General features: G+C 28.6%; 4 protein-coding genes. 2 read left to right on the top strand and 2 right to left on the bottom strand.

What is annotated here, in order from left to right; all coding sequences use genetic code 11:
* Both AB1Z17_RS11435 and AB1Z17_RS11430 read left to right on the top strand, forming a co-directional pair.
* A partial coding sequence (locus AB1Z17_RS11435) for a type IX secretion system membrane protein PorP/SprF (protein WP_368051924.1) occupies positions 1–822 on the top strand: 822 nt, incomplete at its 5' end.
* Between the two features lie 20 nt (positions 823–842).
* The gene (locus tag AB1Z17_RS11430; RefSeq protein ID WP_368051923.1) at positions 843–2,762 is read left to right on the top strand and encodes an OmpA family protein; all 1,920 of its coding nucleotides are present in this window, start codon (positions 843–845) and stop codon (positions 2,760–2,762) included.
* A gap of 96 nt (positions 2,763–2,858) precedes the next feature.
* Here AB1Z17_RS11430 and AB1Z17_RS11425 read toward each other — a convergent pair whose 3' ends face one another.
* Both AB1Z17_RS11425 and AB1Z17_RS11420 read right to left on the bottom strand, forming a co-directional pair.
* Complete coding sequence (locus AB1Z17_RS11425) at positions 2,859–3,032, bottom strand: hypothetical protein (protein ID WP_368051922.1); 174 nt, start codon at positions 3,030–3,032, stop codon at positions 2,859–2,861.
* Between the two features lie 69 nt (positions 3,033–3,101).
* Positions 3,102–3,221: a CAP domain-containing protein gene (locus AB1Z17_RS11420; protein WP_368051925.1), complete on the bottom strand. Its 120-nt coding sequence runs from the start codon at positions 3,219–3,221 to the stop codon at positions 3,102–3,104.

Raw genomic sequence — 3,221 nt, 5'->3', positions numbered from 1 at the left:
GCTGTAAACCCTGCTTATGCAGGTAGTAGAGATGCATTGAGTATTGTAGGATTAAATAGAAACCAATGGGCTGGATTTGATGGAGGGCCACAAACACAAACATTATCTATACATTCTCCATTAAGAAATGAGCAAATTGGTTTAGGATTATCATTAATTAACGATAAATCTGGTTATGAAAATTTCACCTATGTTTATGCAGACTTTTCTTATACTTTAATGGTAAGTGATGAAGTAGATATCAGTTTTGGTTTAAAAGGTGGTATGACTTATTATAAACTAGCTGAGGAGTTATATAATGCTACAGAGGTAAATCAAGATCCTTATTTTAATGAAAAATTAAATAGATGGAATTCGAATTTTGGAGCAGGGGTATTACTTCATTCTAATAAATGGTATGCCGGTCTATCAATACCAAAAATGGTTAATCATGATTTAAATAATGATACTGAATATGCCGCCTTAGAGAGAGTCCATTATTATGCAATTGGTGGGTATGTTTTTAATTTAAGTGATAATTTAAAATTAAAACCTTCATTTATGTTTAAATACACAAAAGGAGCTCCAATATCAACAGATTTAACAGCCAATTTCCTATTTAATGAAAAGTTTTGGTTAGGAGGTTCTTATAGATTTAATGGAGATCAGAAAGCTATAGGTGCATTAGTAGATTTTCAAGTTTCAGATCAATTTAGAGTTGGATATACTTATGAAATACCTACTGGAGAAATTAGACCTTATACCAATGGATCACACGAGATTTTGTTGATGTATGAATTTAAATTCCTAAAAAGGAAACAAAAATCTCCAAGATATTTCTAACCAAATAAATGATGAAAATTATGAAAAATATAAAAATTTTATTTGTTGCTTTGGTTTTAATAAGTACAACAGTATTTGGACAAACTGTAAAGCAAAAGAGAGCTGAAAGACAATTTAATAATTTTTCGTTTGTAAAAGCAATTGAAACATATGAAAAATTAATTGATACAAGTTTTAATAAGCATTATGCAATGCGTAAACTGGGTGATGCCTATATTATGTTGCGTCAGCCAGAAAAAGCACTAGAAATTTATAAAGAGGTTGTGAAACAAGAAAATGTTCCTTCAGAATATTATTTATACTACGCGCAGACTTTGAGAGCAAATGGCGATTATGAAGCTTCAAAAGAGTGGATGAAAAAATTTAAAGATGCTGGAAATGAGCAAGATTCTAGAGTAAAAAGTTTTTTTAAAGATGATGATTTAGCAAGTGCTATTTTTAATGCTTCAGAAAAAAACACCCTTCAAAAATTAAATATAAATACTAAATTCAATGAATTTGGAGCTGTAGAATTGAATGATGATATTATTTTTAGTTCATCTAGAGATGAAGGAGTTTCAGTAAAAAGATTATATGCTTGGGACAAACAACCTTTATTAGATCTTTATAAAGTTTCTAAAGAAGGGGCTTCAGTAGCAACCACAAAACAACTGGAAGGTGGTGTAAACACAATTCATCATGATGGTCCTGCAACTTTTAATAGTGAAGGAACTAAAATGTATTTTTCAAGAAATAATTACTACGAATCCAAAAAAATAAATGACTCACAAGGAATAATGCATGTTGGAATATACAGTGCCGAATTGGTAAATGGAAAATGGGAAAATGTAAAACCAATTAATTTAAATAATCCAAATTATATAGTGTATCACCCTTCATTAAGCGAGGATGGAAAAAAATTATATTTTGCATCAAATATGCCAGGTGGTATTGGTGGAACAGATATTTATGTTAGTAATGTGCTCGAAGATGGAACATTTGATACTCCAGTAAATTTAGGAAATATAATTAATACAGAAGGAAACGAAGCTTTCCCATTTATCTATAATGAAGAAAATCTTTTATATTTTTCTTCTGACGGACATGTAGGTCTAGGTTTAATGGATGTATTTGTAGCTGTAAAAGATGAAAACAATAAAACTGTAAATGTTATAAATCTTGGAGAACCTATTAATAGTAGAAAAGATGATTTTGCATACAACTTATCAAAAGATGGTTTTAAAGGCTTTATTTCTTCTAATAGAAAAGGTGGAGCAGGTGGTGACGATATTTATGCTTTTACTAGAATACCACCACTAACATTAAAAGGTACAATTTATGATGCAGTTAACAATGATCCAGTTGCAGGTGCCAAAGTTTTACTAACTAGGGAGAATGGAGAAGAATTAGCTTATTTTATAACTAAAGAAGACGGTGCTTACGAGCATTTGATACCTAGAGATGAAAAATTTATATTAAAAGGCTCAAAAGAAAAATATCAAGATGTTGCAAAAAACTTTAGTTCTTTTGGTTTAGAAAAAGAAAAAGAGCTAATTGTAGATTTAAATATACCTATGAAACCAATAGAAGACGTTGTAATATTGGCAGATTTAGAAACTATTTATTTTGATTTAGATAAGTATAATATTAGACCAGATGCTGCCGTTGAATTAGATAAAGTTGTTGCTTTAATGAATAAATACCCTGAAATGGTAATTAGACTAGAATCTCATACCGATAGCCGAGCAAACGACGATTACAATATGGTATTGTCAAATAATAGAGCAAAATCTACCTATAATTATATTATTTCTAATGGAATAGACGCTTCTAGAATTACTAAATACGAAGGCTTTGGAGAATCGCAGTTAGTAAATAAATGTAGTAATAATATAAAATGCTCTGAAGAAGAACATCAATTAAATAGAAGAACAGAATTTATAATTATTAAAATGAAATAAAAGAAAAGGCAGTCACACTATACATTTACTTGGATTCTACTACCGTTGTGGGGACGACAATTTTTTCAAGAAATTATATGTGGCTGCTTATTTATTTTATAACATACTTCTAAAAGTTGTTATAGTATCTCCTTTATTATTTTTAAAGCTGAAATTTGGAATTAAAGTGTTAATAGATATTTTATTATTAACACTTTTATTTTTTAATGAATTTTTTATCACTTTTAAAAAAGTTTCCTTTTTGTAATCTAATAAACTTGTTGTTTTCATATTAAAAAGATTAAGTGAAATTTAATTGTTATTAAAAAAATAGGTATTGTGGGGTTCTTTAATTTGTATTTATTTTTTGATAAAAATATGTGTAAAATAATTTCTACCATTATCATCAGATTCTGTTGAGATACCAAAATGAGTAGAATCAGGGTTTTCTATATTTTTTCTATGTTCAGAACTGTTAAT

Source organism: Lutibacter sp., assembly GCF_040883305.1.
Lineage (GTDB): Bacteria > Bacteroidota > Bacteroidia > Flavobacteriales > Flavobacteriaceae > Lutibacter.
The sequence above is the reverse complement of the archived record's forward strand: the minus strand, read 5'-3'. Positions and strand labels throughout refer to the sequence as shown.

Bases quoted from the DNA above. Each gene is read 5' to 3' on its own strand.
- AB1Z17_RS11425 (WP_368051922.1), bottom strand. From the start codon at position 3,032: ATGAAAACAACAAGTTTATTAGATTACAAAAAGGAAACTTTTTTAAAA.
- AB1Z17_RS11430 (WP_368051923.1), top strand. From the start codon at position 843: ATGAAAAATATAAAAATTTTATTTGTTGCTTTGGTTTTAATAAGTACA.